The organism is Amycolatopsis sp. NPDC003731 (genome assembly GCF_053586895.1).
Window position 1 is genome coordinate 39623 of sequence record NZ_JBSFNC010000047.1, and the last position, 25361, is coordinate 64983.

Below are 25361 nucleotides of genomic sequence, written 5' to 3' on the forward strand. Positions count from 1 at the left end.
AACGAATTCGCGAAGAGCACTCTCCGTGTCGACCAAGCGGACAAATAGGGCAAAGCCGAAACTGGCAGCGACATCTGGGGCTTCGCCCCAGGTCGGGGGCTTCGCCACCCGAACCCCCGAAAACTGTCGGTGGTCTCTGCCATCCTGACCGCCATGCGCACCGTGGTCCACGGCGAGGTTCACGTCCACTATGGACAGATCTACGTCCACGACGAGGAAGGAGAGCCGTTCGAGGGTGACCTGCACGCGTGTTTCGCCGGGCAGCGCAACGGGCTGTGCGGCGCCGCGGTGCCCGGCACCCTCTTCCTGATCACCGGGCTGCACACCGGCGAGGTCGGCTTCACCGCCGAAGTGCACTCGTCCGCGCCGCCGGAGAGCGGCACGGAGGACGTCGTCGAGGCCTCCTTCCGCGCCGAAGGCCGCACGGCGCTGGTCACCTGGGGTGGCGGCGACGCGTGGGACCTCGAGCTGACGCCGGGCGACTACCGCGTCCGCTACAGCGGCACGGCGATGGACGCGGGCCGCGAGCGCGACACCCGGCTGGGCGGCGAGCCCCTGCAGGACAGCTACCTGCTGCAGTTCTGGCCCGCGCCGCCGGCTCCGGACGCCGTCGTCCGCGAAACGAGCGCGATCGCGGCCTACTGGCACGGTTTCGCGCGGGAGCTGCCCCCGCCGCCGACGGACGAGGAGCTCGCGCAGCGGTGGGAAGCCCGCCAACGGGCCGAGGAGGAGGCGCGGGCGAAGGCGGAGCGGGAACGGTTGCTGCGGGAATGGGGTGGCGTGCTGCCGCCCTTGCCGGTGCGCAAGCTGCCGCCGGGTTCGCTGCGGGAGTTCGCCAAGCGCGATCGGGCCCTGGTGGGAGCGGCGGTCACCGCGGGGCCGGAGGTCTGCCGCGCGCTCGCCCGCCGGGTGGCGCACCTGGCGTTCGAGCGGGCCGGGCTGGACGGCGTCGGCTGGATCGCCGATGGCTTGCGCGCGCTGGACGAAGGGAGCCCGCTGCCGCCGCCGTTCGGCGACTGGACCGCGGCGTGGGACCGGCTGCTGTCGGATCCGGCGGTGCCGCAGACGCTGGTGCGCACCCCGGACGGGCGGCACGACAACGCGTTGCAGCAGGCCATGGCGTTCCCGGCGATCTTCGCCGCGGCGGGCGAGGACGCCTGGGAGGCGTTGGGGTCGGCCTTGTCCGCGGCCGAGCACACCTACGGCGACGATCGGGCCCGGCTCCGGGAGGAGGTGCGTGCGGCACTGGCGGAAGTCACCAGCCGAACAGGCCACCCATGATCCGCGCGCAGCGGGCCGTCATCGCGTCGGCGTCTTCGTCGGGGCGGTCGATCCACCAGCTGATCAGCGAGTCGACCACGCCGGTCCACACCTGCGCCACCGCCTCGATGTCCGCCGGGTCGGCCAGGCCGCGCGAGGTCAGCAGCTGCGTGGCGCCCAGCACCGCGAACGCGTCGAGCCGGCGGCGGTAGTCCGCGGCGGCCGCGGCGATGTCGCCCGTGGAGGGCACCGTGGCGTCGCGCAGGAGGCGCCAGGCGTACCGGTCGTGGTCGAACGTCGTGAAGATCGCCGAGAGCACCTTGAGCGGCATCTGGTCGGGCTCGCCGCCGGCGGCCATGGTCGCCGCCACGCCGTCGGTGAGACGGCCGCCGGCGCGGTGGAGACAGGCTAGGTAGAGCCCGTCCTTCGAGCCGAAGTACTGGTACAGCAACGGCTTCGTGACCCCGACCCGGCGCGCGATCTCGACCATCGACGCGCCCGCGTACCCCGCCCGGCCGAACTCCTCGGTGCCGGCCACGACGAGCTGGGCCTCGCGCTCTTCGCGGGGCATCCCCTTGGTCCCGACCGCCCTTGACTCCGTCACACGGAAGAGCCTACCGTGCGTAAAGTGACCCAAGGGTAAGTTACCGTATGGTCAGATCCGAGGAGGCGACGTGGCCGACTTCCTGGCGCACCTGCGCGACCCCGTGCTGTTCGCGGTTCCGGTGTTCCTGCTGTTCGTGACGATCGAAATCGTCGCCGTGCACGTGCTCGGCCACGACGACAACGTCGTCGGCTACAGCGTCGCCGACACGCGGACGAGCATGCTGATGGGCACGGTCGCCGTCGGCGTCAACGCGCTGTTCCGGCTCGTGATGCTGGTCGTGTTCGCGGCACTGTTCGAGCTGGCGCCGGTCAAATTCGACCCGCGCGACTGGTGGACGTGGGTGCTCATGCTGCTCGGCCAGGAACTCGTGTTCTACGCCTACCACCGGGCCAGCCACCGCGTGCGGCTGCTCTGGGCCGGGCACCAGGTGCACCACTCCAGCGAGCACTACAACTTCTCGACGGCGCTGCGCCAGAAGTGGACCCCGTACTTCCAGCTGCCGTTCTGGTCCGTGCTGGCGCTGTGCGGTATCCCGCCGTGGATGATCCTGACCGGGCTGTCGATCGACCTCGTCTACCAGTTCTTCGTGCACACCGAGAAGGTCGGCAAGCTGCCGCGCTGGTTCGAGTACGTCTTCAACACCCCGTCCCACCACCGCGTCCACCACGGCAGCGACGAGGAGTACCTCGACGCCAACTACGGCGGGATCCTGATCATCTGGGACCGCATGTTCGGCAGCTTCGTCCCCGAAGGCAAGCGGCCGACGTACGGGCTGACGACGAACATCGGAACGTACAACCTGCTACGCGTGGGTTTCCACGAGTACGGCTCGATCCTGCGCGACCTCCGGGCGGCCCGGACGTGGCGCGAGCGCGCCGGGTACGTGTTCGGGCCGCCCGGCTGGCAGCTACGCGATGTCCCGCAGGGCGAGGCTGTTGAGGGGCGGGCGCTGCGGTGAGGTGAGGTCGGTCAGCACGATCTCCCGCTCGACGCCGGGTGACGTCCCGCGCCGGAACTGGGCGAGCAGCGTCGCCGGCGGGGCCGCGGTGACCAGCCGGCCGTGGCGTTCCAGCCGGTCGAAGAGCGTCTGCATGATCTGCCCGGACATCCGGCCCAGCGCCTGGGTGCTCTGGTGGCGGTGCGCGCGGTGGCCGAGGTCGACCTGCGCGAGCGCGTCGAGGCCGCGCAGTTCGAGCAGGTCGATCAGGTGCCCGACCTCGACGCCGTAGTTCGCGACGAACGGGATGCTCTCCAGCACTTCCCGGCGGCCCGCGTACTCCCCGGCGAGGGGCTGGACGAACCCGGCGAGCTCGGGCCAGAACATGTTGAGCAGCGGGCGGGCGACGAGTTCGGTGACCCGGCCGCCGCCATCGGCCTCGGTACCGAGCGGGCGGTGGTAGAAGCCCTTGACGTAGGCGACCGAGGGGTCGGTGAGCAACGGGCCGAGCAGCCCGGTGACGTAGTCGGTGGTGAAGTCGAACAGGTCGCCGTCGACGAAGACGACGAGGTCGCCGCTCGTCGCCGCGACGCCCTTCCACAGCGCTTCGCCCTTCCCGGCCAGGCCTTCGAGGCCGGGGAAGACGGCGTCCTGCGCGACGACGTCGGCCCCCGCGGCGGCGGCGACCTCGGCGGTGGCGTCGGTGGAGTGGCTGTCGACGACGAGGATCTCGTCGACGAGGCTGCCGTGCAGCTCGTCACGGATGGCGCCGACGATCGCGCCGACGGTGGCTTCCTCGTTCCGGGCCGGGATGACGACGGAGACGGTGGTGCCGCGTTTGGCCGCGACGAGCTCCTGGGTGGTCCAATCCCCGGCCTTGCTGCTGCGCCGGGAGAGCCAGGTGCCGATTTCCGGCGAAACCTGCAGCATGCGCTTCCCCTTCCCTCGTTCGCTTCCGAGGTTCGGGGGCCCGCGTTTCCGGCACGGCTCCCGGGCGCTACCGCGGTGTTACGAGATGGCGCGCCGTGTTAATCAGGCTGACGGCCGCAGGCAACGCGCCTAGGCTCACGGCGAACCGAGGGGGAAGAGTGCGCGAAGCGATCCGGCCGTTCCGCTGGGACCTCGTGCGCCCCGACCACCTCGGCACCCTGCTCGACGGCCTTCCCGAGCCGGACCTGTGGTTCCTCGACGACCTGATCGAGTGCGCCGCGAAGGTGCTCGCCCGGTCCGGGGACGGCGAGCTCCACTTCGTCGGCCGGTCCGCGGACTCCGTCTTCGACCTGCTCGGCGGTGCCCTGCCCGACCCGGGGCGGCTGCACTTGCTGCCGTTGTCCACCACGTGGCTGAGCGGCTGGCCTGCCCCCCGGCTGCACCCGGCCGAAGTGGCGCAGCTGCGCGCCAACCTGGCCGCGCACGGCCTGCACCCGGCCGGGCTCGCCCGCGGTTCGCGGCCGATCGCCTTCGCGGACGTCGTGTCCACCGGCCGGACACTCGAGCAGCTGCTCGGCCTCCTGCGGGACTGGGCCGCCGACGAACGGGCCGACTGGCCGGCGATCCGGCGCCGGGTCCGGATCGTCGGTCTCACCCGGCGCACGTACACCAGCCCGAACACCCGCCGGTGGCAGCAGCACGCGGACTGGGCTCGCGACGTGCCGATCCGGAACGTCGCCGTCGAGTCCGCGCTGTTCAGCTACCTCGCCGACCACCAGCACAAGCTGACGCCGTCGTTCGGCCGTTACCTGTGGGCCGACGAGCGGGTCCGCCGGCCCGGCCACGACGACCGGACCCGCCGGGCGCTGGCCGAAGCGGCCGCGATCGTCGAGGCCGGGCGTACCCCGGCCGTCCGCGAAAAGCTGGTCCGGGTCCTCCAGCGCGAACCCGCGATCGCCGAGCCGTGGCTGCGGGAGCTCGTCGGGCATCTCACCCCCAAGGGGAGCACATGACCGCAGCGCACGACGACCAGGACCGGCGGTTCCGCCTGGACGTCCTGGCCACCACCGTCCAGGCGGAGCTGATGGCGGCCGGGTTGCCGGTGCTGTCCGGCAACGATCCGATCGGCTCGGTCGGCGCCGTCGTGCACGCCGATGTGCCGGAGCTTCGCGGCGTGACGGTCGACTGGCAGGCCCACGGTCTCTTCTGGGACGCCAGCCAGGAGGCCTGGGCCGAGGATCCGCACCAGGAAGGCGCCGAATGCGCGGCGTTCGGCAGGCTGGCGGTCGCGGTCGGCGAGGCGATGGCCGAGGCGATGCGGAAGATCCTCACCGCGGCCGGGCTCGAAGTCACCGACAGCGGCGACGACTACTCGCCGGACCAGCTGCTGGTGACCCGCTGTTTGGCCCGCTCGCCCTGGCAAGTGCGCCGCGACGCCAAGTTCGAGCGGCAGCAGGAGTCGATGCGGGAGGCCTGGAACGCGCGGCACGCGGCCGAATGCCCGAACCACGGACCGGACAGCGACCGCTGAGAGCCCGTTCAGCCGGCTCGACCTGCCGATCAGCAGAAGCGCTGCCGGCCCACCCGGCCGCCTGACCGACCTCCGACACCAAGCGACTTGGCACCGGGCTCTCAGGCGTCTTCCTCTTCCAGCATCTCCGGGGTGACCGCCGACTCGGTGTCCGGGATGTTCAGGTCCTTGGCCCGCTTGTCCGCCATCGCCAGCAGGCGGCGGATCCGGCCCGCCACCGCGTCCTTCGTCATCTGCGGGTCCGACAGCTGCCCCAGCTCCTCCAGGGACGCCTGGCGGTTGGACAGCCGGAGCCGACCGGCGGCCAGGAGGTGGTCGGGGGCCGTGTCGCCGAGGATTTCCAGGGCGCGCTCCACCCGGGCCGCCGCCGCGACCGCCGCGCGGGCCGAGCGCCGGAGGTTCGCGTCGTCGAAGTTGGCCAGGCGGTTCGCCGTCGCGCGGACTTCGCGGCGCATCCGGCGCTCTTCCCACTGCAGGACGCTCGCGTGCGCGCCCAGCCGCGTCAGCAGCGCGCCGATCGCGTCGCCGTCGCGGACCACCACGCGGTCCGCTCCCCGGACTTCGCGGGACTTCGCCTGGATGCCCATCCGGCGCGCCGCGCCGACCAGGGCCAGCGCCGCTTCCGGGCCGGGGCAGGTCACCTCGAGCGAGGACGAGCGGCCCGGTTCGGTCAGGGAGCCGTGCGCGAGGAACGCGCCCCGCCACGCCGCTTCCGCGTCCGCCACGCCCCCGGACACCACCGCCGCCGGCAGGCCGCGCACCGGGCGGCCGCGCTGGTCGATCAGCCCCGTCTGGCGGGCCAGGCCCTCGCCGTCCTTCACCACGCGCACGACGTACCGGGTGCCCTTGCGCAGGCCGCCGCTGGCGGTGATGACGTGGACGTCCGAATGGTGGCCGTACAGCTCGTGGATCTCCTTGCGCAGCCGTCGCGCGACCGAGCCCGTGTCCAGCTCCGCCTCCACGACCACCCGGCCGGCCACGATGTGCAGCCCGCCGGCGAAGCGAAGCAGCGACGCGACCTCCGCCCGGCGCGGCCCGATCTTCGTGATCTCCAGCCGGCTCAGCTCGTCCTTCACCGCGGCGGTCATCGCCATTACTGCCCCTCCCTGCCTTTCGCTCCTCCCCCGTGCTCCCCGCCGAGACCGAGAGCCTCCCGCATGCACAACGCGAGCGCATCAGGATCATGCCGTCCCGGCACTTCGGGGTCGCCCACCGCCCCCAGGTGCGCCCGGCCGCCCAGCCGTTCCGCCGCGCGCCGGAGATTCGCCGGGTCGGGCACGGAATCGCGGTCCGCGATCACCGCGTCGACCCGCAGATCGGGCGCGTGCTCGAAGAGGACGTCGAGGTGCCGCTCCGGTGAGAATCCCGCGGTTTCCCCCGGCTGGGGGACAAGGTTGAGCACGAGCACCTTCGTCGCGGCCGTCCGCACGAGCGCGTCGCGCAGCCCCGGCACGAGCAGGTGCGGCAGCACGCTGGTGAACCACGAGCCGGGCCCGAGGAACACGACGTCGGCGTTCAGCACCGCCTGCACCGCTTCCTCGCACGCCAGCGGCGGGCGCCCGGCCCGGCCCGGCGAGCGCAGGCTGACCCGCCGCACCTGACCCGGGGTGGTGGCCACCGCGACCTGGCCGCGGATCGTCCGCAGGGCCGCCGGGTCCTCGCTGTCGAGGCCGCTGACCTGCCCCTCGATTTCGAGGGGCTCCGGCGACATCGGCAGCACCCGGCCCGAGACGCCCATCAGCCGGCAGGCCTCGTCGAGCGCGGCGACCGGGTCGCCGAGCACCTCGAACAGCCCGGCCAGCAACAGGTTCCCCACCGCGTGCCCGGCCAGCGCGCCGTCGCCGCCGAAGCGGTGCTGGAAGACCTCGGCCCACAGCGTGCCGCCGTCCTCCGCGGCGAAGGCGGCGAACGCCTGCCGCAGGTCGCCCGGCGGCAGCAGCCCGAGTTCGCGCCGCAGCCGGCCGGACGATCCGCCGTCGTCGGCCACGGTCACGACCGCGGTGACGTCGGGGGTCACCCGCCGCACCGCGGACAGTGTGGCGTGCAGTCCGTGGCCGCCCCCGAGGGCGACCGCGCGCACGTTATTCACGACCAAGGTCGCGGTGCACCACCTTCACGGCCATACCGTCCTCTTTGGACAGGCGCTGGGCGAGCTCGACCGACAGCGCCACGCTGCGGTGCTTGCCGCCGGTGCAGCCGACGGCCAGCGTCAGGTACCGCTTGCCCTCGCGCTTGTAGCCGGCGCCGATCAGCCGCAGCAGCTGGTGGTAGCGGTCGAGGAACTCCTCGGCGCCCTCCTGCGAGAGGACGTAGTTGCGGACCTCGCCGTCGAGCCCGGTGTGCTCGCGCAGCTCCGGGATCCAGAACGGGTTGGGCAGGAACCGGACGTCCATCACCAGGTCGGCGTCCATCGGCAGGCCGTACTTGTAGCCGAAGGACAGCACGGTGACGCGGGTCTGGGTGCTCGCCTCGGACCCGAACGCGTCCTCGATCTTGGCTCGCAGGTCGTGCACCGACAGCGACGACGTGTCGAGCACCAGGTCGGCCTCTTCGCGCAGCGGCTCCAGCAGCGTCCGCTCCGCGGTGATGCCGTCGGCGAGCCGGCCGTCACCCTGCATCGGGTGGCCCCGGCGGACGGCCTCGAAGCGCCGCACCAGCACGGCGTCGGTCGCCTCCAGGAACAGCACCCGCGGCTTGTAGCCCCGGGCGTCGAGGTCCTTGATCACCGAGGCCAGGTCGTCGGTGAACGCGCGCGAGCGCACGTCCATCACGACCGCCACCTTCGTGATCGCGCCGCGCGCCTGCGCACCCAGCTCGACCATGGTGGCGATCAGCTCCGGGGGCAGGTTGTCGACGACGAACCAGCCCAGGTCCTCCAGGCACTTGGCCGCCGTGCTGCGGCCCGCCCCGGACAACCCGGACACGACCGCGACCTCCATGCCGGAGCCGCGGATCTCCTCTTGCGCACTCACTGTGTTTCCCTACTCCCCTGCTCCTGTGCCGTTGCTCGCGCCGGACTCCCCGGCCAGCGCGGCGACCACGGCCTCCGCGGTGCGCCTGCCGAAGCCGGGCACCGCCTCGATCTCTTCGACCCTGGCCTGCTTGAGCTTCTTCACCGAGCCGAAGTGCTTGATCAGCGCGGTGCGGCGAGCCTGCCCCAGCCCGGGCACACTGTCCAATTCGGACGTCTGCAGCCGCTTGGAGCGCTTCTCGCGGTGGTAGGCGATGGCGAACCGGTGGGCCTCGTCCCGGAGCCGCTGCAGCAGGTACAGCCCCTCCGACGTCCGGGGCAGGATCACCGGATCGGGGTCGGCCGGCAGCCAGACCTCTTCCAGCCGCTTGGCCAGCCCGACCACGGAGATGTCGGTGATGCCGAGCTCGGCCAGCACGTCGGCGGCCGCGGTGGCCTGCGGGCCCGCACCGTCGACGACCAGCAGGTTCGGCGGGTAGGCGAACTTCTTCGGCCGCCCGGTCTCCGGGTCGAGGCCGGGCGTGCTCGACTCCTCGGCGGTTTCCTTCAGGTAGCGGTAGAACCGCCTCCGCACGACCTCGGCGATCGAAGCGACGTCACCCTCGGCCGCCGCCTCCCGCAGCGCGAAACGGCGGTACTCGGACTTGCGCGCGAGCCCGTCCTCGAAGACGACCAGCGACGCGACGACGTCGCTGCCCTGGATGTGGCTGATGTCGATGCACTCGATACGCAGCGGCGCGGTGTCGAGGCCGAGGAACTCCTGCAGCTCGGTGAGCGCGGCCGAGCGGGCGGTGAGGTCACCGGCGCGGCGCAGCTTGTGCTGGGTGAACGCCTCGCCCGCGTTGCGCTGCACGGTCTCGGCCAGGGCCTTCTTGTCGCCGCGCTGCGGCACCCGCAGCTGGACCCGCGAGCCGCGCAGCCCGGTGAGCCACTCCGCGACCGCCTCGGCGTCCGCGGGCAGCTCCGGCACCAGGACCTCGCGCGGGACGACCGGGCCGGAGTCGACGTCGTCGCGGGCGTCGAGCTCGGCTTCGTCGCCGTAGAACTGGGTGAGGAAGTGGTCGACCAGCGCCGGGACGTCCATCTCCTCGGCCTTGTCGATGACCCAGCCGCGCTGGCCGCGGACCCGGCCGCCGCGCACGTGGAAGACCTGGACGGCGGCTTCGAGCTCGTCGTGGGCGAACGCGACGACGTCGGCGTCCGTGCCGTCGCCGAGCACGACGGCCTGCTTCTCCATGGCGCGGCGCAGGGCGCCGAGGTCGTCGCGCAGCCGGGCCGCGCGCTCGAACTCCAGCTCCTCGGACGCGGCGGCCATCTCGGCTTCCAGGCGCTTGATCATGACGTCGGTCTTGCCGGCCAGGAAGTCGCAGAAGTCCTCGACGATGTCGCGGTGCTCGTCGGCGGAGACGCGGCCCACGCAGGGCGCCGAGCACTTGTCGATGTAGCCGAGCAGGCAGGGGCGGCCGATCTGGCCGTGGCGCCGGAACACCCCGGCCGAGCAGGTGCGCGCGGGGAAGACGCGCAGCAGCAGGTCGAGCGTCTCGCGGATGGCCCACGCGTGCGCGTACGGGCCGAAGTACCGGACGCCCTTCTTGCGCGCGCCGCGGTAGACGTGCAGGCGGGGGAACTCCTCGTTCAGCGTCACCGCGAGCACCGGGTAGCTCTTGTCGTCGCGGTAGCGGACGTTGAACCGCGGGTCGAACTCCTTGATCCAGTTGTACTCGAGCTGGAGGGCCTCGACCTCGGTGGTGACGACGGTCCATTCGACGCTCGCGGCCGTCGTGACCATCTGGCGCGTGCGCGGGTGCAGGCCGGAGAGGTCGGCGAAGTAGGAGTTCAGCCTGCTGCGGAGGCTTTTGGCCTTGCCGACGTAGATGACCCGCTTGGTCGCGTCACGGAACTTGTACACGCCAGGGGCATCCGGGATGCTCCCCGGCGAGGGACGGTAGGTGGTCGGGTCAGCCACTCCTCAAGACTATGGGGCGGCACCGACAGTTTCCGGTGGGCCCCCGGCTGCCCCATCGGAAGTAGGGTGTTCGTCCGTTTCCGACCTTCGTCGGTGTCCCGCTCGGTGACGTGGTGGTTACTTTCCGACCGGCCGATCCGGTCCCCCTGTCGAAAGGATCACCACCGTGAGCTCTCTCCGTCTGGCCGGCGCCGCCACCGCGGCCGCTGTCGCGCTCACCCTCGCCGGCGGCGCGGTCGCCTCCGCGGGCGTCCAGCCGAACATCGTCGGCGGCGGCACCGCCCCGGCGGTCTCCTGGGGCGCCCAGGTGTACGTGAACACGCCCGGCCGCGACTACCAGGGCTTCAACTGCTCCGGCACGGTCATCGCGTCGCGCTGGGTGCTGACCGCGGTGCACTGCCTGGACCAGGACAATTCGGGGATGTACGTCCGGGTCGGCAGCAACACGCTGCTCTCGGGCACGAAGATCGCCGTCGACGGCGAGTACGAGTCCCCGAACGGCGACATCGCGCTGCTGCACCTGGCCTCGGCGACCAGCGCGTCCCCGATTTCGCTGGGCAGCTCCGACCCGGCGACCGGCAGCACGAACCAGATCTACGGCTGGGGCCGCACCACCCCGAGCGGCCCGCCGGCGACGGCCCTGAAGACGGCGAACGTCCAGGTGACCGGCCGGTCCACGGACGCCTACGGCGGCCGCGCGATCCAGAGCGTCGGCGTCAACGGCTCGGCGTGGAAGGGCGACTCGGGCGGTCCCGAGGTCGCGAACGGGGTGCAGGTCGGCGTCGCGTCGACGGTGCAGAACCAGAGCGGCTCGAACACGCGCGGCACGAACAACTACGCGAGCGTGGCGGCGAGCCGGTCCTGGATCCGGACGACCGCGGGCGTGTGAGTTCCCGGGGCGGCGTTCCGGCGCCGCCCCGGTTTTGTCGGTGGGGTGTGCGATGCTCGCGGCATGCGGATCGCCACCTGGAACGTGAACTCCATCGTCCCCCGCCTGCCCCGCGTCCTGGGCTTCCTGGAGGAGACGGCGCCGGACGTGCTGTGCCTGCAGGAGCTGAAGAACACGACGGAGGCGTTCCCGGCGGCCGAGATCGAGGCGCTGGGGTACGAGGTCGCGGCGTACGGGCTCGGGCGCTGGAACGGCGTCGGCATCGTGTCGCGGGTGGGGCTGGCCGACGTCGTCCGCGGGCTGCCGGGCCAGCCTTCGTTCGAGGGGGCCGCGGAGGCGCGCGCGGTGGGCGCGACGTGCGGCGGTGTGCGGGTGTGGTCGGTGTACGTGCCCAACGGGCGCGAGCCGGACAGCCCGCATTACGCGTACAAGCTGGAGTGGCTTGCGTCGCTGCACTCGCTGGTCGCGGCGGAGATCGCGGCCGGGCCGTTCGCGGTGCTCGGGGACTTCAACGTGGCCCCGACGGACGCGGACGTCTGGGACATCACGCAGTTCGCGGAGTCGACCCACGTGACGAAGCCGGAGCGCGACGCCCTGGCCCGCCTGCGGGACCTGGGCCTGTCGGACGTCTTCCCGCGGCCGCTGAAGTACGACCACCCGTTCACGTACTGGGACTACCGGGCGGGGAACTTCCCGAACAACAAGGGCATGCGGATCGACCTGGTGTACGGGAATTCCGCGTTCACCGACGCCGTCACGGATTCCTATGTGGACCGGAACATGCGGAAGGGCAAGGGGCCGTCGGACCACGCGCCGATCGTGGTCGACCTGGATCTCTGATCGTAACAACCATCACGCGCTCGCCGACTCAAGTCCTACGACCAGCCCGGTCCGCGTCGGTGGAGGCACGATGGAGTACGGACTCTCGCACATCCGCTCCTTGATCATGACGAAGTGGAGTCCTGCCCAGGTTCTCGATGCCGGGAACAGCCAAGCCGCACTGAAGGACCTGTGGCAGGAGCTGATCCTGGTCGAGCACGTCGGCGCCTGGCGTTCGATGACCGCCCTCTGCGGACAGATACTGGAAGCCAACATCAGGGCGGCCCTCCTGCAGAGCCGGCCCGACCTGGCCGCCTTTTCCCGAAAGTCTACGTTCGAAAAAGTGATAGAAAAGTCCATCGATTCCGGGCTGTTCGACGCTCCCGCCGTGTTCACCGTAGCCGGAGCACTCACCAATGCCCGGCAGATCAGAAACGTCGCGTCCCACTTCTCCCCGTTCGACAGACACGGGCCGAACGAAGCTCGCGCGACGCAGCTTTTGGCGACCCTCGTCACCTTCTCCGACTGGCTGGCCTACCCGGATGACCGCCAGCACCAGCACGATCCCCAGCCCCGCAGTTTGCAGGCAGTACGGCAGGCCGTGAGTCAGGCGATGAACGGGCGCCCACTCCCGGAGGAAACCACTTGGGCTGCCGCGCTGGGCGAGCTCTTCGGAACGATGAGCCCACGCAGTTGCACCAAGTTCCTCGGAACGGCGACAAAGTCGAGACACGTACCCAGGGAGGCACTGGCCGACGCGATTCACGAGAACTTTCACCAGCTGCTGCGCAGGCTCGGCCGAAGTCACGTGAAGGACGTTCTGGAGCTGATCGGCAGGCTCCGCATTCTCGACATGAAGCCACACATGCAAGTCATCGGCGCAATCTTGCCCGTGTCGGCGATCACCACGGAGCTGCTCAGACTGGACGAACAACAGCAATTCCGGATGAACTTCCATTCGGCCGCACGCCTGATGCGGGCCAGCCGGATCTCGGACCCCGAACTGCACCAGAAGGTCTTCAACAGCAACGATTCGAAAGAATCCCTCTTGTCGGCTCTGCACACCAGGATAACGAAGGACGAGTTCCAGAGCCAGAACCTGGCCGACTTCATCCGGCAATTACCAAGGTCGGCGTTCTTCCACCTCTGGACGAGCGACCGGTTCTTGGATGCGCTGACCCGAGCACTGGCCACGCGTTCCGCCAACGACTACTTCGCCTTCATAGCTCTTCTTCGCAGACCGGTCACATCAAGCAACACCAAGGCGGCCCGAGCCTATGTGCAACTGTGCGGCAAGCTGCTCGATCGGTGCCACGACGACGACCTGTACACCGTGGGAGTCGCCGTGTCCAAGGGCCTCGAAGTGGCAGCCGAGCACGAGTCGGTCCTGAGTCAGTCCGTGGATGTCCTCGTCTCCAGGATCCGCGGACTGCACCAACAGTCGCTCGATTCGGCTGTCGCACTGTGGACGATCGCCCGCTACCGGCACCAGGCATGCGCCCGGATTCCGCCGGTGATTCGCGAGATCGACCAAGCCTGCTTGATCCACCGCGACGCCAACGTCATCTTCTGGAGCACCCTGAGCCTCACCTCGGGCCAGGACGGATGGGTCCCGCCGAAGCCCCGCAAGCTCGACGTCGCACCGGTGCTCGATCGCATCGCCGACCCGGAGACGAGCCGGTGGACTCGCCTTCTCCTCGCCCACGGCCTGAGTCTTCAGCACCTTCTGCCGGCGGCGGTCCGCCGGGAGATGTACGACGTCGCGGCGTCTGTGACTCCGCAGGACGACGCCAGCCACAGACTCGTCGCGTTTTTCCTCGGAGCCGCGACAGCTGCCGACCCCGCGGAACTCGTGCGCCGTTCCGTTTGACGCGAAGATCAGCCGCCGGTGGCCGCGCGGTGCAGCTTCCGCAGGGCCCGCACCGCCTCCACCGCCCGGTCGCGGTCCACGGCCTGCACCGCCATCACCGCGTGGTACTCGTCGTCCGGCAGCTCCAGGCGCGCCCACGAAGCCCCGTCGGGGAAGCTCACCGACAGTACCTCGCTCCACGCGAACCGGCGCGTGAGCAGCACGTTCCGCACCTCGATGCCCTCCGCGTCCGCCCGTACGCGCGCGATCGCGAACAGCATCACCCCGCACGCCAGCAGGATGCCGATGCCCACCATCGCCGCCTGGTCGGAGCGCTGGAAACGCACCCCGGTGTCGCCGTTGCGCAGCAGGATCGCCACCACGACGAACACCGCCAGCAGCGCCACCGCCAGCACGCTGCACATGATCATCGCCCGGCGGGGGCGGATCACCAGCGAAGTCGCGACGCTCACTGGAAACCCCGCTCGGTCCACGGCTGGCGCAGGCTCCGCAGCACGTGCGCGGAGTCCAGGGCCGCCACCGTCGCCTCGTAGCCCTTGTCCTCCTTCGAACCCGGGCGGCCCGACCGGTCGACCGCCTGCTCGTGCGTGTCGCACGTCAGGACGCCGTTGCCGACCGGGGTGCTCTCGTCGAGCGCGACCCGGGTGAGGCCCGCCGTCACCGCGTCGCACACGTACTCGAAGTGCGGGGTTCCGCCGCGGATGACCACGCCGAGGGCGACCACCGCGTCGTGGTTGCGGGCCAGGGCCTGCGCCACCACCGGGAGCTCGACCGCGCCCGCGACGTGCACGACCGTCGGCTCGTCTTCCAGCTCGGCCTCGCGCGCCGCGACCAGCGCCCGCTCCAGCAGGACGTCGGTGATGTCCGCGTTCCAGCGGGTGGCGACGATGCCGAGCTTCAGCGACTTGCAGTCGGAGAGGTCCAGCTTGACGTCCGGACGGCCTTCGCCGCTCACAGTGCTCCTCCGTCGGGGTGCTCGGTGCCCGCGCCGACCTGGTCGTAGTGCTCCAGCTGGGCCAGGTCGTGCCCCATCCGGTCGCGCTTGGTGCGCAGGTAGCGCAGGTTTTCCGGGTTCGGCGAGATCGGCAGCGGCACGCGGCCGGTGACGCGCAGGCCGTAGCCCTCCAGGCCGATCCGCTTGGCCGGGTTGTTCGACAGCAGCCGCATGGTGCGGACGCCGAGGTCGCAGAGGATCTGGGCACCCGTGCCGTAGTCGCGGGCGTCGGCCGGGACGCCGAGCGCGAGGTTGGCGTCGACGGTGTCCGCGCCGTCGTCCTGCAGCTGGTAGGCCTGCAGCTTGTGCAGCAGGCCGATGCCGCGGCCTTCGTGGCCGCGGATGTAGAGCACGACGCCGCGGCCTTCGGCGGCCACCGCTTCCAGGGCCGCCTCCAGCTGCGGCCCGCAGTCGCAGCGCAGCGAGCCGAAGACGTCGCCGGTGAGGCACTCGGAGTGGACGCGGACCAGGATGTCCTGGCCGTCGCCGATCTCGCCGTAGACGAACGCGACGTGCTCGATGCCGTCGAGCAGCGAGTCGTAGCCGACCGCGCGGAACGTGCCCGCGGCCAGCGGGATGCGGGCCTCGGCGACCCGCTCGACCTGCTTCTCGGTGCGGCGGCGGTAGGCGATCAGGTCGGCGATGGTGATGATCGCCAGGTCGTGGTCGGCGGCGAACACCTCGAGCTCGTCGCGGCGGGCCATGTCGCCTTCGTCCTTCTGCGACACGATTTCGCAGAGCACGCCGGCCGGGGCGAGGCCGGCCATCCGGGCCAGGTCGACCGACGCCTCGGTGTGCCCGGGCCGGCGCAGCACGCCGCCTTCCTTGGCGCGCAGCGGCACGACGTGCCCGGGGCGGCGGAAGTCCTTCGCCGTGGACGCCGGGTCGGCCAGCAGCCGGATCGTGTGGGCGCGGTCGGCGGCGGAGATGCCGGTGGTGATGCCCTCGGCGGCGTCGACCGTGACGCTGTAGGCGGTGCCGCGCGCGTCCTGGTTCGTGTGGTACATCGGCGGCAGGTCCAGCCGGTCCGCTTCGGACTCGGTCAGCGCCACGCAGACGTACCCCGAGGTGTAGCGGACCATGAAGGCCAGCAGTTCCGGCGTCGCTTTTTCGGCGGCGAAGATGAGGTCACCCTCGTTCTCGCGGTCCTCGTCGTCGACCACGACGACCGGGCGGCCGGCCGCGATGTCCGCGATCGCGCGCTCGATGGCGTCGGCGTCGAACACCGCGCCGGTGCCGCACGGGGTCCAGCCCGCTTCCGGCTCTGCCGTCTCACTCATGACGCTCCTCCGTGCTGATTCTGCACCTGGTCGCGGATGTGCGCCTCGGCCAGCTTTTCCACGTACTTCGCGACCACGTCGACCTCGAGGTTGACCAGGTCGCCGGCCTCCCGGCCGCCGAGCGTGGTCACCTCCAGGGTGGTCGGGATCAGCGCCACCTTGAACTGGTCGGCGGTCACCGCGGCCACGGTCAGGGAGATCCCGTCGACCGCGATCGAGCCCTTCTCGACCACGTACCGGGCCAGGTGCGCCGGCAGCGCGAACGTCGTGACGCCGTTCTCGTCGCGGCCGAGGAACACGCCGGTCCCGTCGACGTGGCCCTGCATGATGTGGCCGCCGAGCCGGCCGCCGGCCGGGGTGGCGCGTTCGAGGTTGACGCGGTCGCCGACCGCGACCTTGGCCAGGCTCGACCGCTCCAGCGTCTCGTTGACGACGTCGACGGTGAACTCGCCGCCCGCCACCTCGACGACGGTCAGGCAGACGCCGCTGACCGCGATCGAGTCGCCGTGCCCGGCGTCGCTGGTGACCAGCGGGCCGCGGACCCGCAGCCGGGCGGCGTTCGTCAGCTGCTCGACCGCGGTGACTTCGCCGATCTCCTCGACTATGCCGGTGAACACGTGCGCTGCCTCCTCGTGAGCCGGTCTCCTGCGCCGGTCCTTCCATCCAACACCCGCCGCGGTCCGGTGACTTCTCCGGTGCCGCTGCGGGGTCAGCCGGCCCGGACGCGGGCCGCCTGTTCGCGCAGCGCGGCGACCGCCTTGCCGGGGTCACCGGCGCCGTAGACGGCGGATCCGGCGACGAAGCAGTCGACCCCGGCCTCGGCGGCCTGCTCGATGGTGTCGGCGTTGATGCCGCCGTCGATCTCGACGATCAGCTTCAGGTGCCCGGTGTCGACCAGCCGCCGCGCGGTGCGGACCTTCTCCAGGACGTCGGCGATGAACGACTGCCCGCCGAAGCCCGGCTCGACGGACATGACCAGCAGCGTGTCGTAGTGCTTCAGCGCGTCGAGCCACGGCTCGAGCGCGGTGCCGGGCTTGAGCGACAGGCCCGCCTTCGCGCCCGCGGCCCGCAGGTTCTTCGCCAGCGCGACCGGGTCCTTGGCGGCCTCGGCGTGCACGGTGACGTTGTAGGCACCGGCCTCGGCGTACCCGACCGCCCAGCGGTCCGGGTCGTCGATCATCAGGTGGCAGTCGATCGGCAGGTCGGTGCTGTCGATCAGGGCCTTCGCCACGGGCAGGCCGAGGGTCAGGTTGGGCACGAAGTGCGCGTCCATGACGTCGACGTGGACCCAGTCGGCGCGCGTCTCCCCGCCGGCCGCGACGGCGGCGATCTCCTCGCCGAGCCGGGCGAAGTCCGCCGCGAGGATGCTGGGTGCGATCAAAGGTCGGTCTGCCACGTCCCGAGTGTAGGAGGACCGCGCTAACGCCCGCTAACCGGTTGTGACCAGGATCTGGCTCCCGAGAGGGAGGTCACGGGCCACCGGTGCGTCCTAACCTCGACCGCATGTCCGGATTCCTGGCGTCCCTGGTGCGGATCGGCAGCTACCGCAGCCTGCCGTACGCCGTCGCGTGTGCCGTCCTCACCCTGCCGATTTCCCCGTTCGCCTTCGCCGCGGCGGTGTCCGTCGAAGCCGATTCCCGCGTGCGGGCTCTGCTCGCCCTGCTCGCCATGGCGGTGCTGATGGGGCTGCTGGGCCTGCTGGGGCCCGTCCGGCGGCTCGGCATCGGCCTGGCGAACACCCTGCTCGGCACGGCCGTTCCGGCCCCGGACGGGCGACCCGACGCCGGTTCGCGGCTGCGTTCGGGACTGTGGCTCGCCCTGCACACGGCGTTGAGCGGCATCCTGCTCACCGTGCTCGCCTTCCTCGGCCTGGGCCTGCTGGTGCCCGCGGTCTGGCTGGCCGGCGGCCAGGACACCATCAGCCTGTTCTGGGACGACGTCCCGCTCGGCGGGTGGACGGTGCCCTTCGGCGTCGTGCTGCTCTTCGCGGCGCTGGTGCTCACCGCGGGCGCCACCCGCGGGTTCCGGACCGGCGCGGAGGCGCTGCTCGGCCCGTCGGACACCGAACGCGCGGCGCAGGCCGAACGCCGCTCGGCCGTGCTCGCCCAGCGCAACCGGCTGGCGCGCGAGCTGCACGACTCGATCGGGCACACGCTGACGACGTCGACGATCCAGGCGGCCGCCGCGGCCGACCTGGTCGAAGCGGACCCGGCCCAGGTCCGGCGCGCACTCGGCACGATCGAAGAAGCGTCCCGGAGCGCTCTCGAGGACCTCGACCACGTCCTGGGCCTGCTGCGCGAGGAGCCGGCCGCGAAAGCGCCGACGCGCACGCTCACCGAAGTCGACGTCCTCGCCGTGCGCGCCCGCGAAGCCGGGCTCGACGTCCGGCTGGCCGTCTCCGGGCCGGTCGCCGCGCTGCCCGCCACGGTGTCGCGCGAGGGCTACCGGATCGTCCAGGAGGGCCTGACCAACGCGCTGCGCCACGCCGGTCCCGGCGCGGTCGACGTGCGCGTCGAGGCCGGGCCGGACCGCCTCGGCATCGCGGTCGTCAACGCGCTGCCCGGCGACGGGCCGCGGACCGGGCGGCGCGGGCTGGCCGGGCTCGCCGAGCGCGTCGAAGCCCTGCGCGGCGAGCTCGACGCCGGTCCGGACGGGCAGCAGTGGCGGCTGCGCGCGTCCATTCCGCTGCGGGCGGGCGCGTGACGCCCACGGTGCTGCTCGCCGACGACGAGCCGCTGGTCCGGACCGGGCTGCGGGCGCTGCTGGAGCAGCAGGGCCTGCCGGTGGTCGGCGAGGCGGCCGACGGCGGTGAGGTCCTGGCCGCGGTGCGGCGGACCGGGCCGGACGTCGTCCTGATGGACGTCCGGATGCCCGGCACGGACGGCATCGAGGCCACCCGGCAGGTGCTGGCGGCGCTCGCGGAACCCCCGAAGATCCTGGTCGTCACGACGTTCGACAACGACGACTACGTGCACGAGGCGCTGCTGGCCGGCGCGAGCGGGTTCTTGTTGAAGCGGGCGCGCAAGGAGGAGATCGCGCACGCCGTCCGGACGGTCGCCGCCGGTGAGTCCCTGCTGTTCCCGGAGGCGATCCGGCGGCTGGTGAGCGGACGGCGGCCGGGCGGCGTCCACGCGCGGGCGGCGAAGACGCTCACCCGCCGCGAGGCCGAGGTGCTGCGGCTGATCGCCACCGGACTGTCCAATCAGGACATCGCGGCGGCGCTGGTGATCAGCCTGGAGACGGTGAAGACCCACGTGGGCAACATCTTCGCCAAGCTCGGCGCGGGGAACCGCAGCCAGGCCGTGGTCATAGCGTACGAATCGGGCGTCGTCCGGCCGGGGCACCTCGGCGGTCAATAACCGACGTGCTCCCGGTCACCCGCGTGAAGTCATGAGTTCGGCCAGCGGCCACCCTCCCGTCACCCTCAGTCCCTCCGCGGCACACATGCGGGAGGACTAATGACCCGTGTCCGAAATCCGGGCGCTCACCTCCCGAAGTTCCCCAACGAGGAGAAACATGGCTTCGCTGTTCGCCGGCCGCCGCCGGTGGCTGGTCGCGGGCGCGCTCGGCGCCGCGCTGGTCGCCGCCGCTCCGGTCGCCCTCGCCACCAACGGCTCCGGCAACGCCGACGCGCGCTCGTCGGCCGGCACCGGTGACCGCACCGCCGACGTCCGCGCCGCGGTCCAGGGCGGCCACGCCCGCAACGTCATCCTGTTCATCGGCGACGGCATGGGCCAGTCGGAGATCACCGCCGCCCGTAACTACGAGCGCGGCGCCGCGGGCCGGCTCGCCATGGACGAGCTGCCGCTGACCGGTGACTACACGACCTACGCGGTCGAGCAGAACAACCCGGCCAAGCCGAACTACGTGACCGACTCGGCCGCGTCCGGCACCGGCTGGGCCACCGGCACCAAGACCTACAACGGCGCCATCTCCGTCGACGCCTACGGCAACGACGTCCCGACGATCCTGGAGATTGCCAAGCGCAACGGCCTGCGCACCGGCGACGTCACCACCGCCGAGGTCCAGGACGCGACCCCGGCCGTGCTCGGCGCGCACGTCGTCAACCGCGACTGCAAGGGCCCGGTCGAGACGACCGCCAAGTGCGCGAAGAACGCCAAGGAGAACGGCGGCAACGGCTCGATCGCCGAGCAGCTGGTGCAGACCCGCCCCGACGTCCTGCTGGGCGGCGGCGCGAAGTACTTCAACCAGCCGGTGACGGCGGGCAAGTTCAAGGGCAAGACCGTCCTGGACCAGGCCAAGGCGGCCGGCTACACCGTGGTGAACACCGCGGCGGACCTGGCGGCGGCCAAGAAGGGCAAGCCGGTGCTCGGCCTGTTCGCCGACGGCAACATGCCGGTCAACTGGACCGGCCCGGCGGCCGTGCACGGCGGCACCGCGCCGGCCCGCTGCACCCCGAACCCGAAGCTGCCGGCCACCCAGCCGAAGCTGGCCGACCAGACCCGCAAGGCCCTCGAGCTGCTCGACGACCGCCGCAGCGACAAGGGCTTCTTCCTCCAGGTCGAGGGCGCGAGCATCGACAAGCAGGACCACGCGGCCGACCCGTGCGGCCAGATCGGCGAGACGGTCGACTTCGACGCGGCGATCGCGGCGGGCACGGCGTTCGCCCGCAGCCACCCGGACACCCTGGTGCTGGTGACCGCCGACCACGGCCACAGCAGCCAGATCGTCGAGCCCACCGCCACCCCGGGCCTGACCGCCACCCTGGTCACCAACGAGGGCGCGAACATGACCCTGGCCTACGGCACGGCGGAAACCGGCGGCTCGCAGTCGCACACGGGCACGCAGGTGCGCATCGCGGGCCTCGGCCCGCAGGCGGCCAACATCGTCGGCCTGACCAACCAGACCGACCTGTTCGGCACCCTGAAGCGCGCCCTGAAGCTGCGCTGAGTGGTGGGGCAGACCCCCGGGTTGCCCGGGTGGTCTGCCCCATGCCCCCTGGTGCCGGCGTTCCCTAGCGTGGGGAACTCCGAGACACCAGGGGGTTCTCTCATGCGGAAGTCATTGCGGGTCGTCACCGCCGGCACGCTCGCCGCGCTGCTGGCCGCCACCACGGCGGCCCCGGCACTCGCCGCCACGGCGCCCGCCGCCACGGCGGATCCGGTCCAGGCGGGCCTGGACCGGCTCACCACGCAGGTGCCGGGGGCCGAGGCCGTCGTCCAGGACGGTCACCGGACCCGGGTCGTGCGCAGCGGCACCGGCGACCTCGCGACCGGAAAGCCGTTCCCGCGCAACGGTTCCATCCGGGCCGGGAGCGTCACGAAGACGTTCGTCGCCACGGTCGTGCTGCAGCTGGCCGCCGAAGGCCGGGTGCGGCTGGACGCGCCGGTTTCCCGTTACCTGCCGGGGCTCCTGCCCGACGGGCGGATCACCGTCAGGCAGCTGCTCCAGCACACGAGCGGGCTCTACAACTACACGGACGACCTCGACCGCAGCGACCCGGAAACGTTGCGGCACCGCGGGGCCGAGCCGGCCGAGCTGGTGGCGATCGCGCTGGCGCACCCGGCGCTGTTCCCGCCGGGGACGAGCTGGTCGTACTCGAACACGAACTACATCGTGGCCGGGATGATCGTGGAACGCGTGACGGGGCGCGACCTGAGCGGCGAGATCACCCGCCGGATCACGCGGCCGCTGGGGCTGCGCGACACGTACCTGCCCCGCCGGGGCGACGAGAAGCTGCCGGAGCCGCACGCGGTGGGCTATCTGCCGGCGGGCGGGAAACTGGTGGACTTCAGCGACTTCGACGCCACGATCGCGGGAGCGGCGGGCGGGCTGGTCAGCACCCCGGCGGACCTGGACCGGTTCTACGGCGCCCTGCTGGGCGGGCGGCTGCTGCGCCCGGCCGAGCTGGCGGAGATGCAGCGGACGGTCCCGGCCGACCTGGGCGTGCCGAACGCCCGCTACGGCTTGGGTCTGGGCAGCGTCCCGTTGTCGTGCGGGCTGTTCTGGGGGCACGAAGGCGGGATACCGGGCTTCACCAACCTGGCCGGCGTGGGCCCGCACGGCCGCCGGAGCACGGTGGTGGTGAACCAGAACCCGGCACCGGGCGCCTCGGCACAGCTGTTCACCGTCACCGAAGCGGCGCTGTGCTCGTAGGCCGGCGGGCGGCAACCCTCCGTTCGCGGTCCGGAATTGTCGGTGCCTGCCGGTAGAGTGGAAAACGGGGGGCGCCCCCGCGCGCGGGTTGTGCCGGCCTGCTCAGGGCAGCAGGTCGAGGGCCTCGGTCCACGGCCGCCGGACGTCCAAGCGGTGCAGCGTCACCCCGGCGCCCTTCAGGGTGTCGAGGTGGCGCTGCCACGCCGGGTGGTGCACCCGGGTGTCCTGGATCTGGTACGCCACCACCACCGTGATCCCCGGTGCGCCCAGCACGTCACCCAGCACCGTCAGCGCCTGGTTGTCCGCGATGCCGAGCGCGAGCTTGGCGACCGAGTTCGCCGACGCCGGCGCGAACAGGAACACCGCCGGGTCCGGGTGCGGCCGCGGCTCGCCGGGCAACCGGGAGACGCTGCGGACCGGCAGGTCCGTGCAGGCGGCGACGTCGGCGAGCGCGCCGGTCGCCTCGAGCCAGCGGTGCGCGGTCGGCGTCAGCGTGATCGCCGGCCGCCAGCCGCGGTCGGCGGCGGGGCGGGCCAGCTCGGCGGCGAACCGGGTGTCCAGCCCGCCGCACGAGCCGGCGACCAGCCCGAGGTCCCTCACGGTTTGCGCAGCACGGCACAGAACATCGCGTCCGTGCCGTGGCGGTGCGGCCACAGCTGGACGTACGGCCCGTCGCCGAGCTCCGGGACGCCCGGGAAGAACTCGCGCGCGTCCTGCACCTCGGCCTTCAGCCGCCGCGCCGTCTCCGCGAAGACGCCTTCGGTCTCCGCCAGGTGCGGCGAGCAGACGACGTACGTCAGCACGCCGCCCGGCCGCAGCAGCTCGTAAGCCGCGGTGATCAGCTCGCCCTGCAGCTTCGTCAGGTCCGCGACGTCGGACGGCTGCCGCCGCCAGCGCGCCTCCGGCCGCCTCCGCAGCGCGCCGAGGCCGCTGCACGGCGCGTCGACGAGGATCCGGTCGTACCCCGGCTCCAGGCCGCTCTCGCGTCCGTCGGCGACGTGCACCTTCACCGGCAACCCGCTCGTGGCCTTCTCGACGAGCTTCGCGCGGTGCGGCGCCTTCTCGACGGCGTCGACGGTCGCGCCGCTCAACGCGGCCAGCGCGCCGAGCAGCGCCGCCTTGCCGCCGGGGCCCGCGCACAGGTCGAGCCAGCGTTCGTCGGTGCCTTCGAGCGGCACCTTCGTCGCGGCGATCGCGCAGAGCTGGCTGCCCTCGTCCTGGACGGCGGCCAGCCGCTCGCGGACCGGCTCGGCGTCGGCCGGGTCGCCGGCGCCGGACGGCAGGCGGACGCCGTACGGCGAGTACGGCGCGGGGTCGCCGCCGGTGATCGCGGCGAGCTCGTCCGCGCTGATCTCGCCGGGGCGGGCGACGAGGTGGACCTCGGGGCGCGCGTCGTCGGCTTCCAGCGCGGCCTTGAGACCGGCGCCCTTGTCACCCAGCGCTTCGGCGAAGGAGCGGGCGATCCAGCGCGGGTGCGCGGTGCGCAGCGCGTAGGCCCCGATCGGGTCGGCGGCCTCGTCCGGCGCCAGCTCGTCGAGCCACGCCGCTTCGTCCTTTTCGGACACCTTGCGCATGATCGCGTTGGCGAAACCCGTGGCCCACGAACCGGCTTCCGCGCGCACGAGGTCCACAGTGGACGTCACGGCCGCGTGCTCGGGGATGCGGGTGCGCAGCAGCTGGTAGACGCCGAGGCGCAGCGCGTCGAGCACCGCCGGGTCGGTCTGCTTGAGCGGGCGCTCGGCGCAGGCCTCGATGACGGCGTCGAGCAGGCCCTGGGCGCGCGACGCGCCGTAGGCGAGTTCGGTGGCCAGCGCGGCGTCCCGGCCGGTGATCCGGCGCTCGCGCAGCAGGTCCGGCAGGACCAAGTTGGCGTAGGCGTCCTTCGTCCGGACGGCCGCGAGGACGTCGAACGCGGCCTGCCGGGCGGCGTCCACCTCCGGCGGGCGGCGCGGCCCTTCCTTGCGCGGGGCCGGCCGGCCCCGCTGCGGCCGTGACGGGCGTCGTTCCCTGTGGTCGTTCACCGGAGGCGCTCTCCCTGGTCGATCCGTGTTCCGCGCGCCCAGTCGGTGGCCGCCATCCGTTTCTTGCCGGGTGCCTGGACTTCGCCGAGCCGCAACGGCTTCGTCGCCGTTCCGACCAGCACCCGTTTGCGCTCGACCACGATCTCGCCCGGCGGCGGGCCGGGCTCGTCGAGCACCGTGACCGGGCCGAGCTTGAAGCGTTCCCCGCGGAACTCGGCCCACGCGCCCGGGTCCGGGGTGACCGACCGGATCTGCCGGTCGACGGCCGACGCGGGATCGGCGAAGGACACGCGCGCGTCCTCAACGGTCACCTTCGGCGCGTAGCTGACCCCTTCGGCGGGCTGCTCGCGCGCGACGAGGCTGCCGTCGGCGAGACCGTCCATGGTGGACAGAAGCAGCTTGGCCCCGGACTCGGCGAGCCGCCCGAGCAGCGCGCCGGCGGTGTCGGTGGCACCGATCGTCTCGGTGACGACGCCGTAGACGGGGCCGGCGTCGAGTTCCTTGACGATCCGGAAGGTCGAGGCCCCGGTGATCTCGTCGCCGGCGCGGATCGCGGCCTGCACGGGCGCGGCCCCCCGCCACGCGGGCAGCAGCGAGAAGTGCAGGTTCACCCAGCCCAGCCGCGGAATGTCGAGGGCGGCCTGCGGGAGCAGCGCCCCGTAGGCGACGACGGGGCAGGCATCGGGCGCGAGCTCGGCCAGCCGCGCGAGGAAGGCGGGATCACCGGCGCGCGCGGGCGTGAGGACCTCGATGCCGTGTTCATCGGCAAGGGCGCCGACGGGCGACCGCACGACGCGGCGGCCGCGCCCGGCCTGCGCATCGGGCCGCGTGACGACGGCAACGACCTCGTGCCGCCCGGAATCGAGCAGGGCACGCAGGGCGGGGACCGCCGGATCGGGAGTGCCGGCGAAGACGAGCTTCATCGACCCACCCCCGGCGGAAGCAGGGTTTCAGGTGGCTGGAACATCGAGGCCGAGTCTAGAAGGCGCCTCCCGGCCGGGCGCGCCAGTGCCCCGATGTGCCGAGTTGCAGCTCAGGCGGGGTTGTCCACATCGGGGTGGTGCTGTGGACAGCCGGGCCTACTGGCCGCCCCGCTGCCGCGAATGACTCATTCGGGACCTCCGAGCGGCCAGCGTGGTGATGTCGAAGAACCGGCGGTAGGTCAGCTC

25 protein-coding genes are annotated in these 25361 nt (G+C 72.1%); 11 read left to right on the forward strand and 14 right to left on the reverse strand.

All coding sequences use genetic code 11. The annotated features are described in order from the left end of the window. Nucleotides 1-153: 153 nt before the first annotated feature. Nucleotides 154-1281, forward strand: a complete 1128-nt coding sequence (locus tag ACWDN5_RS21225; RefSeq protein WP_449677495.1) for a hypothetical protein — start codon at nt 154-156, stop codon at nt 1279-1281. Here ACWDN5_RS21225 and ACWDN5_RS21230 read toward each other — a convergent pair. Beyond that, nucleotides 1256-1864, reverse strand: a complete 609-nt coding sequence (locus ACWDN5_RS21230; RefSeq protein ID WP_310975108.1) for a TetR/AcrR family transcriptional regulator — start codon at nt 1862-1864, stop codon at nt 1256-1258. The two genes, ACWDN5_RS21225 and ACWDN5_RS21230, sit on opposite strands and share 26 nt — an antisense overlap. Before the next feature lie 70 nt (nt 1865-1934). Between ACWDN5_RS21230 and ACWDN5_RS21235 the strand changes: the two genes are divergently transcribed. Next, on the forward strand, nt 1935-2825 hold the full coding sequence (locus ACWDN5_RS21235) for a sterol desaturase family protein (RefSeq protein WP_310975106.1): 891 nt from the start codon (nt 1935-1937) through the stop codon (nt 2823-2825). Here the strand turns inward: ACWDN5_RS21235 and ACWDN5_RS21240 are convergent. Then, nucleotides 2775-3734, reverse strand: a complete 960-nt coding sequence (locus ACWDN5_RS21240; protein ID WP_310975104.1) for a glucosyl-3-phosphoglycerate synthase — start codon at nt 3732-3734, stop codon at nt 2775-2777. The two genes, ACWDN5_RS21235 and ACWDN5_RS21240, sit on opposite strands and share 51 nt — an antisense overlap. Nucleotides 3735-3892: 158 nt before the next feature. On the opposite strand from ACWDN5_RS21240, the gene ACWDN5_RS21245 reads away from it, so the two are divergent. Both ACWDN5_RS21245 and ACWDN5_RS21250 read left to right on the forward strand, forming a co-directional pair. Continuing rightward, the gene (locus tag ACWDN5_RS21245) at nt 3893-4747 is read left to right on the forward strand and encodes a hypothetical protein (RefSeq protein WP_449677496.1); all 855 of its coding nucleotides are present in this window, start codon (nt 3893-3895) and stop codon (nt 4745-4747) included. After that, nucleotides 4744-5265, forward strand: coding sequence for a hypothetical protein (locus ACWDN5_RS21250; RefSeq protein ID WP_449677497.1), 522 nt, complete (start codon nt 4744-4746; stop codon nt 5263-5265). The genes ACWDN5_RS21245 and ACWDN5_RS21250 overlap by 4 nt, the downstream gene beginning before the upstream one ends. A 101-nt stretch (nt 5266-5366) precedes the next feature. Here ACWDN5_RS21250 and whiA read toward each other — a convergent pair whose 3' ends face one another. Genes whiA through uvrC form a run of 4 tightly spaced genes read right to left on the reverse strand, consistent with a single transcriptional unit; the run spans nt 5367 to nt 10202 of the window. Further along, the gene (gene whiA, locus ACWDN5_RS21255) at nt 5367-6359 is read right to left on the reverse strand and encodes a DNA-binding protein WhiA (RefSeq protein WP_043788299.1); all 993 of its coding nucleotides are present in this window, start codon (nt 6357-6359) and stop codon (nt 5367-5369) included. After that, nucleotides 6359-7345 (reverse strand): gluconeogenesis factor YvcK family protein, encoded by a 987-nt coding sequence (locus ACWDN5_RS21260; RefSeq protein WP_449677506.1) that lies wholly within the window; start codon nt 7343-7345, stop codon nt 6359-6361. Before ACWDN5_RS21260 ends, whiA begins: the two co-directional genes overlap by 1 nt. A gap of 1 nt (nt 7346) precedes the next feature. After that, nucleotides 7347-8204: an RNase adapter RapZ gene (gene rapZ / locus ACWDN5_RS21265; protein WP_003101350.1), complete on the reverse strand. Its 858-nt coding sequence runs from the start codon at nt 8202-8204 to the stop codon at nt 7347-7349. Between the two features lie 42 nt (nt 8205-8246). Then, nucleotides 8247-10202, reverse strand: coding sequence for an excinuclease ABC subunit UvrC (gene uvrC / locus ACWDN5_RS21270; protein WP_449677498.1), 1956 nt, complete (start codon nt 10200-10202; stop codon nt 8247-8249). A 166-nt stretch (nt 10203-10368) separates the two neighbouring features. Between uvrC and ACWDN5_RS21275 the strand changes: the two genes are divergently transcribed. The 3 genes from ACWDN5_RS21275 to ACWDN5_RS21285 all read left to right on the forward strand — a co-directional run bounded on the left by ACWDN5_RS21275 (nt 10369) and on the right by ACWDN5_RS21285 (nt 13780). After that, the gene (locus ACWDN5_RS21275; protein WP_449677499.1) at nt 10369-11091 is read left to right on the forward strand and encodes a S1 family peptidase; all 723 of its coding nucleotides are present in this window, start codon (nt 10369-10371) and stop codon (nt 11089-11091) included. Between the two features lie 63 nt (nt 11092-11154). Continuing rightward, complete coding sequence (locus tag ACWDN5_RS21280; RefSeq protein ID WP_449677500.1) at nt 11155-11931, forward strand: exodeoxyribonuclease III; 777 nt, start codon at nt 11155-11157, stop codon at nt 11929-11931. 70 nt (nt 11932-12001) lie between these two features. Then, a complete protein-coding gene (locus tag ACWDN5_RS21285; RefSeq protein ID WP_449677501.1) occupies nt 12002-13780 on the forward strand; it encodes a hypothetical protein in 1779 nt (592 codons plus the stop codon). A gap of 8 nt (nt 13781-13788) precedes the next feature. Here the strand turns inward: ACWDN5_RS21285 and ACWDN5_RS21290 are convergent, their stop codons facing one another. The 5 genes from ACWDN5_RS21290 to rpe all read right to left on the reverse strand — a co-directional run bounded on the left by ACWDN5_RS21290 (nt 13789) and on the right by rpe (nt 17435). After that, nucleotides 13789-14232 carry a PH domain-containing protein gene (locus tag ACWDN5_RS21290; protein WP_310975090.1) on the reverse strand — a complete coding sequence of 148 codons (444 nt, stop codon included), beginning with the start codon at nt 14230-14232 and terminating at the stop codon, nt 13789-13791. Further along, nucleotides 14229-14735 (reverse strand): 6,7-dimethyl-8-ribityllumazine synthase, encoded by a 507-nt coding sequence (gene ribH, locus ACWDN5_RS21295; protein ID WP_310975089.1) that lies wholly within the window; start codon nt 14733-14735, stop codon nt 14229-14231. Before ribH ends, ACWDN5_RS21290 begins: the two co-directional genes overlap by 4 nt. Further along, nucleotides 14732-16054: a bifunctional 3,4-dihydroxy-2-butanone-4-phosphate synthase/GTP cyclohydrolase II gene (locus tag ACWDN5_RS21300; RefSeq protein ID WP_310975088.1), complete on the reverse strand. Its 1323-nt coding sequence runs from the start codon at nt 16052-16054 to the stop codon at nt 14732-14734. The genes ribH and ACWDN5_RS21300 overlap by 4 nt, the downstream gene beginning before the upstream one ends. Continuing rightward, nucleotides 16051-16671: a riboflavin synthase gene (locus ACWDN5_RS21305; RefSeq protein WP_310975087.1), complete on the reverse strand. Its 621-nt coding sequence runs from the start codon at nt 16669-16671 to the stop codon at nt 16051-16053. Before ACWDN5_RS21305 ends, ACWDN5_RS21300 begins: the two co-directional genes overlap by 4 nt. Nucleotides 16672-16763: 92 nt before the next feature. After that, the gene (rpe, locus tag ACWDN5_RS21310; RefSeq protein ID WP_449677507.1) at nt 16764-17435 is read right to left on the reverse strand and encodes a ribulose-phosphate 3-epimerase; all 672 of its coding nucleotides are present in this window, start codon (nt 17433-17435) and stop codon (nt 16764-16766) included. A gap of 122 nt (nt 17436-17557) precedes the next feature. Here rpe and ACWDN5_RS21315 point away from each other — a divergent pair, with 122 nt between their 5' ends. The 4 genes from ACWDN5_RS21315 to ACWDN5_RS21330 all read left to right on the forward strand — a co-directional run bounded on the left by ACWDN5_RS21315 (nt 17558) and on the right by ACWDN5_RS21330 (nt 22171). Further along, nucleotides 17558-18757: a sensor histidine kinase gene (locus tag ACWDN5_RS21315; RefSeq protein ID WP_449677502.1), complete on the forward strand. Its 1200-nt coding sequence runs from the start codon at nt 17558-17560 to the stop codon at nt 18755-18757. Next, a complete protein-coding gene (locus ACWDN5_RS21320) occupies nt 18754-19413 on the forward strand; it encodes a response regulator (RefSeq protein ID WP_449677503.1) in 660 nt (219 codons plus the stop codon). The genes ACWDN5_RS21315 and ACWDN5_RS21320 overlap by 4 nt, the downstream gene beginning before the upstream one ends. 157 nt (nt 19414-19570) lie before the next feature. Then, on the forward strand, nt 19571-20965 hold the full coding sequence (phoA, locus tag ACWDN5_RS21325) for an alkaline phosphatase (protein WP_449677504.1): 1395 nt from the start codon (nt 19571-19573) through the stop codon (nt 20963-20965). Between the two features lie 102 nt (nt 20966-21067). Further along, the gene (locus ACWDN5_RS21330; RefSeq protein WP_310975081.1) at nt 21068-22171 is read left to right on the forward strand and encodes a serine hydrolase domain-containing protein; all 1104 of its coding nucleotides are present in this window, start codon (nt 21068-21070) and stop codon (nt 22169-22171) included. A gap of 102 nt (nt 22172-22273) precedes the next feature. Here the strand turns inward: ACWDN5_RS21330 and ACWDN5_RS21335 are convergent, their stop codons facing one another. From ACWDN5_RS21335 to fmt, 3 genes are read right to left on the reverse strand one after another with little or no spacing between them, the layout of a single operon-like run. Continuing rightward, nucleotides 22274-22771 carry a flavoprotein gene (locus ACWDN5_RS21335; RefSeq protein ID WP_449677505.1) on the reverse strand — a complete coding sequence of 166 codons (498 nt, stop codon included), beginning with the start codon at nt 22769-22771 and terminating at the stop codon, nt 22274-22276. After that, complete coding sequence (locus ACWDN5_RS21340) at nt 22768-24192, reverse strand: RsmB/NOP family class I SAM-dependent RNA methyltransferase (protein WP_310975076.1); 1425 nt, start codon at nt 24190-24192, stop codon at nt 22768-22770. The genes ACWDN5_RS21335 and ACWDN5_RS21340 overlap by 4 nt, the downstream gene beginning before the upstream one ends. Beyond that, complete coding sequence (gene fmt / locus ACWDN5_RS21345) at nt 24189-25115, reverse strand: methionyl-tRNA formyltransferase (protein ID WP_310975074.1); 927 nt, start codon at nt 25113-25115, stop codon at nt 24189-24191. Before fmt ends, ACWDN5_RS21340 begins: the two co-directional genes overlap by 4 nt. Between the last annotated feature and the right edge of the window lie 246 nt (nt 25116-25361).